This is a genomic window from Stackebrandtia sp. (genome assembly GCF_035643755.1).
Taxonomy (GTDB): domain Bacteria; phylum Actinomycetota; class Actinomycetes; order Mycobacteriales; family Micromonosporaceae; genus Stackebrandtia.
Genome location: NZ_DASQPW010000307.1, coordinates 1 through 5,391 on the forward strand (window position 1 = coordinate 1; position 5,391 = coordinate 5,391).

At 68.9% G+C, this 5,391-nt stretch carries 6 protein-coding genes; all 6 read left to right on the forward strand.

The window, feature by feature from the left end:
- On the forward strand, window positions 1-901 hold a 901-nt coding region (locus VE172_RS24170; protein WP_324804573.1), incomplete at its 5' end, for a carbohydrate ABC transporter permease.
- A 5-nt stretch (window positions 902-906) separates the two neighbouring features.
- Window positions 907-1,764 carry a carbohydrate ABC transporter permease gene (locus VE172_RS24175; RefSeq protein ID WP_324804574.1) on the forward strand — a complete coding sequence of 286 codons (858 nt, stop codon included), beginning with the start codon at window positions 907-909 and terminating at the stop codon, window positions 1,762-1,764.
- On the forward strand, window positions 1,764-2,873 hold the full coding sequence (locus VE172_RS24180) for an ABC transporter ATP-binding protein (protein ID WP_324804575.1): 1,110 nt from the start codon (window positions 1,764-1,766) through the stop codon (window positions 2,871-2,873). Before VE172_RS24175 ends, VE172_RS24180 begins: the two co-directional genes overlap by 1 nt.
- Window positions 2,870-3,658: a DeoR/GlpR family DNA-binding transcription regulator gene (locus tag VE172_RS24185; protein ID WP_324804576.1), complete on the forward strand. Its 789-nt coding sequence runs from the start codon at window positions 2,870-2,872 to the stop codon at window positions 3,656-3,658. The genes VE172_RS24180 and VE172_RS24185 overlap by 4 nt, the downstream gene beginning before the upstream one ends.
- Window positions 3,658-4,317 (forward strand): HAD family hydrolase, encoded by a 660-nt coding sequence (locus VE172_RS24190; RefSeq protein WP_324804577.1) that lies wholly within the window; start codon window positions 3,658-3,660, stop codon window positions 4,315-4,317. The genes VE172_RS24185 and VE172_RS24190 overlap by 1 nt, the downstream gene beginning before the upstream one ends.
- A gap of 11 nt (window positions 4,318-4,328) precedes the next feature.
- Window positions 4,329-5,391, forward strand: a 1,063-nt coding sequence (locus VE172_RS24195; protein ID WP_324804578.1) for a dihydroxyacetone kinase family protein, incomplete at its 3' end; no start/stop codon positions are given.

The window sequence follows — 5,391 nt, forward strand, 5'->3', positions numbered from 1 at the left end:
CGGGCCCGCCGCGCCGACCGTGTCGCGGCGCCGCCGGGCCAGGCGGCCCTACCTGCTGGCGGTGCCCGCGGTGCTGCTGTGCGTCGGCATCCTGTACCCGTTCTTCGTCGGGGTGGGCTACACCGTCTTCAACTTCTCGGCGTCCAACCCGCAGCCCGACTTCGTGGGGCTGAAGAACTTCGCCGACGTGTTCTCCAGCCCCGAATTCTGGGACTCGGTCCAGGTCACCGGCACCTTCGCGGTGATCGCCACCGCCGTGGAAACGGTGCTGGGCGTCGGCGTGGCGCTGCTGCTGTACCGCAGCAGCCTGCTGGGAAAGATCTTCGAGCGGGTCCTCATCGTCCCGCTCATGGTCGCGCCGATCCTGGCGGCCATCATGTGGAAACTGCTGCTGCTGCCGGAGGTCGGCTGGGTGCGTCCCATCGTCGAAAGCATCGGCATCACCGACTACAACGGCACCGACGATCCATTCTGGGCATTCTTCTGGTCCATCGTGGTCGACGCGTGGATCTACACGCCGTTCGTGGCGATCATCGCCCTGGCGGGCCTGCGGTCGCTGCCGAACTCCCCGTTCGAGGCCGCCGCCGTGGACGGGGCGGGCTGGTGGCTGACCTTCCGCCGCCTCACCCTGCCGATGCTGTGGCCGTACGTCCTGGTCGCGGTGATCTTCCGCCTCATGGACAGCCTGAAGATGTTCGACATCATCTTCGGCCTCACCTCAGGCGGCCCCGGCGGCGCCACCACCACCATCCAGATCAACGCCTACCTGGAATCGATCAGCTATGCCCGCTACAGCAAGGGAATCACCTACATGTTCGTCCTGTGGGCCGTGGTCTACGTGATCTCGATGTTCCTGGTCCGCTACCTGCGCAAGGTCCAGACCCGCTCGGCGGGGGTGTGACGACGATGGCCACCACCACCGACCGCGCCACGGCGCGCCGCGCGCTGGCCACCGGCACGCTCGCCAACGTCGCCCTGATCGCCTACTTCGTGTTCTCCCTGCTGCCGGTGGTGTTCATCCTGGCGTTGAGCCTGAAGTCCGACGCGGACCAGACCACCACCTACCTGTGGTTCAAACCCACCTGGGACAACTACAAGACCGTCCTGGGATCCGACGGCGCCGACACCTCGTACGTCCGGTTCTTCATCGCCAGCCTGGTCACGTCCGTCGGCGCCGTGCTGGTGTCGCTGGTCATCGGCATCCCCGCCGCGTACGCCGCGGCGCGATACCGCTTCCGCGGCAGCGACAACCTGATGTTCACCCTGCTGAGCTTCAGGTTCGCCCCCGAACTGCTGGTGATCATCCCGCTGTCGGTCATCTACCAGCAGCTGGGCCTCTACGACACCTGGGTCGGCATGATCTGGGTGCTGCAACTGGTCACCATGCCCCTGGTCGTGTGGATCCTGCGATCGTTCTTTCAGGACTTTCCCGCCGAGCTCGAAGAGGCCGCGCTGCTGGACGGGTACTCCCGCACGCGGGCCTTCATGAAACACGTCCTGCCGCTGGTGCGGCCGGGCATCGCGGCGGTGTGCCTGCTGGCGTTCATCTTCGCCTGGAACAACTTCATCTTCCCGTTCACGCTGACCTCCAGCAACGCGCAGACGGTCACGGTGAGCTCGCTGGCGTACCTGGGCGGCAACCAGGTCCGGTTCAACCTCGTCGCGGCGGGAGCCGTCATGGCCGCCCTCCCACCGCTCGTCCTGGCGCTGCTGATCCAGCGCTACCTGGTGCGCGGCCTGTCATTCGGGGCGGTGAAGGGCTGATGGCGAGCATCGACGTGCGGTCGGTCGGCAAGAGGTTCGGCAAGGTCACCGCTTTGGAGGACGTGTCGTTCTCGGTCGACGACGGCGAGTTCTTCTGCCTGCTGGGGCCGTCGGGTGCCGGCAAGACCACGACCCTGAAGATCGTGGCCGGGCTGGTCGAGCCCGAAAGCGGAACCGTCCACATTGACGGTCAGGACGTGCGCGACGTGGAGCCGACCCACCGCGACGTGGCGATGTGCTTCGAGAACTACGCGCTTTACCCGCAACTCAACGTCTTCGACAACCTGGCCTCCCCGCTGCGCTCACCCCGCATGCGGATGCCCGACGCCGAGGCCCGGCAGCGCATCCAGCACACCGCCGCCCTGCTGGGAATCGACCACCTGCTGGAGCGTTCGGTCACCCAGCTGTCGAACGGGCAGCGGCAGCGGGTGGCGCTCGGCCGGGTGCTGGTGCGCCCGGCGCGGGCGTACCTGCTGGACGAACCGCTGGCCCACCTGGACGCCAAGCTGCGCGCGACCATGCGCGCCGAACTCAAGTCGATCAGCGGCGGCGACACGACCACCACCGTCTACGTGACACACGACTATGTGGAGGCCCTGTCGCTGGCCGACCGGATCGGGGTGATCCGCGACGGCCGCATCCTCCAGGTCGGCACACCCACCGAGGTGTGGTCGGCCCCGGCCAACGCGTTCGTGGCCCAGGCGTTCGGGAAGCCGCGCATCAACCTGGTGCCCGGCACGTTCGTCGCGTCGGACGGCGGTCGGACCTTCGCCGCCGCCGACGACGCGTTCCAGATCCCGATCCCGGCGGTGCTCGGCGACGACACCGACGTCCAGCTGGGAGTCCGCCCCCGCGACCTTCGGCTGCACATCGGGGCCGGGGAGGTACCCGACGGGCAGGTGCGCGTCGACGGATCGGTGTACGTCGCCGAACACCTGGGGCGGCACAGCGAGGTGACGGTCCAGATAGGCCGGTCGCGGCTGTCGGTGGTGGTGCCCCGCGCGGAGGCCTCGCGGCTGTCGCCTGATGACAAGGTAGGTGTGCTGATGAATCCACGCACCGTGCACGTCTTCGCGGCCGGTGCTGAAGGGAAGCGAGTAACACCGTGAACGACACGCAGTACGACAAGGCCAAGAGCCCGCAGCAGCGCCAGAAGCTGATCGCGGAGGTCGTGGTGGAGCGGCGAAGCCTGTCGGCGCAGGAGCTGGCGACCATGTTCGACGTGAGCGTCATGACCGTCCACCGTGACCTCGACGAGCTGGAGCGGCAGGGGGTCGTGCGCAAGTATCGCGGCGGCGTCACCGCGCAGCCGTCCGGTGTCTTCGAATCCAATGTGTCGTACCGCCAGAAGTCGATGCTGAACCAAAAGCGCGCCATCGCCAAACACGCCAGCCGCTACGTCGAACCCGGCATGTCCATCATGCTCGACGACGCCACCACGACGGCGGAGATGATCCCGCTGTTGGCCGAGCTGTCGCCGCTTCGGGTGGCCACCAACTATCTGGAGGGCATGCGCCAGCTCAGCCAGCTCGACGGCGTCGGCCTGATGGCGCTGGGCGGCGACTACGACCCGCTGCACGACTCGTTCATGGGCGGCACCTGCCTGGAGTGCATCGAATCGCTGCGGGTTGACGCGGTGTTCGTGTCGACGTCGGCGCTGTCGGGCCTGTACGCGTTCCACCAGGAGGACCGCATCGTGGCGGTGAAACGCAAGATGCTGGAGGTCGCCGAGAAGCGCTACCTCCTGATGGACAACTCCAAGCTCGGCAAGGTCGCGCTGTACCGCCTGGTGCCGCTGTCCGACTTCGACATGATCATCGTGGACTCGGGCACCGATTCCGCGGCGCTGGCCGAACTGAAGCGCAACAACATCACCTGCGAGGTGGCGGAGTAATGGGCTTTCACGGGGTCGTGTTCGACATGGACGGTGTGATCGTCGACAGCGAACACCTGTGGGAGGAGAGCTGGGTGGCCAGCTCGGCCAGGCGCGGGGTCACCTGGACGGCGGGCGACACGTCCACCGTCCAGGGAATGAGCGCCCCCGAGTGGGCCCGGTACCTGGCCGACAGGCTCGGCGATTCCGCGCTGGCGCCCGTCGTGCGGGACGAATGCGTCAACCACGTCGTCACCTCCGTCCAGGGCGGACAGGCGCCGCTGTTGGACGGCGCGCGGGAGCTGGTCGCCAAGGTGGCCGACCTCGTGCCCATCGCCCTGGCGTCGTCGGCCGCCCGGCCGGTGATCGACGCGGTGCTGGAGGGCAACGACCTGGCCGACCGCTTCGCCGCCACGGTGTCCAGCGAGGACGTCGAACGCGGCAAGCCCAGCCCCGACGTGTACGCCGAGGCCGCCCGCCGCATCAATGTGGACCCCGCCCGCGGCATCGCCGTGGAGGACTCCGGCAACGGGATTCGCGCCGCGCGCGCCGCCGGGTTCCACGTCGTGGCCATCCCCAACCGCTCCTATCCGCCCTCCGCCGACGCCCTCGCGCTGGCCGGGCACGTCGCCGCCGACCACCACGACGCGCTCGACCACATCCTGACCCTGCTGACCTGAAGGGACACGCCATGACCCGGCTGTACAACGATCCCGCGGCCTTCGCCGGCGACGCGGTGGACGGCTTCTGCGACGCGTACGCGCGTTACGTCCGTCGGGTGCCCGGCGCTTCGGGGGTCATGCGCGCCTCGGGCCGCAGACAGGGAAAGGTCAACGTCATCCTCGGCGGCGGCTCCGGTCACTACCCGGCGTTCTACGGCCTGGTGGGGCCCGGCCTGGCCGACGGCTCGGTCATCGGCGACATCTTCACCTCCCCGTCGACCGCGCAGGCCTACCGCGTCGCCAAGGCCCTGGACGGCGGCGCCGGGGTGCTGTTCAGCTACGGCAACTACGCCGGGGACGTCATGAACTTCGGGCTGGCGCAGAACCGGCTTCGCGGCGAGGGAATCGACTGCCGCACCGTCCTGGTGACCGACGACATCGCCTCGGCGGCCCCGGAGTCCACGTCGGACCGACGGGGCATCGCCGGGGGCCTGTGCGTGTTCAAGGCCGCCGGTGCCGCCGCCGAGAGGCGCCTGTCGCTGGACGAGGTGGAACGCGTCGCCCGCAAGGCCAACGCGCGCACCCGCACCCTGGGCGCGGCGTTCGCCGGATGCACCTTCCCGGGCCGCACCGAGCCGCTGTTCACCGTCGACCCGACCAAAATGGAGCTCGGGCTGGGCATTCACGGCGAGCCCGGGGTGCGCACCGTGGACCGTCCCACCGCCGCCGAACTGGCCCGGTCGCTCGTCGAGGCGGTGCTGGCCGAGCGCCCGGACGACGCCGACGGGCGCGCCGCGGTCGTCCTCAACGGGCTGGGGGCCACCAAGTACGAGGAACTGTTCGTGATCTGGAAGGACGTCGTGCCGAGGCTTCGCGACGCCGGGGTCGCCGTGGTGATGCCGGAGGTCGGCGAGCTGGTGACGAGCCTCGACATGGCGGGATGCTCGCTGACGCTGTGCTGGCTCGACGACGAACTGGACGAGCTGTGGCGGGCCCCGGCGGACACCCCGGCGTTTCGGCGCGGCGACGTCTCGCGCCTCGACCCGACAGTCCAGGCCCCACCATCCACTGTGGCCGATAGACCCGCCGACG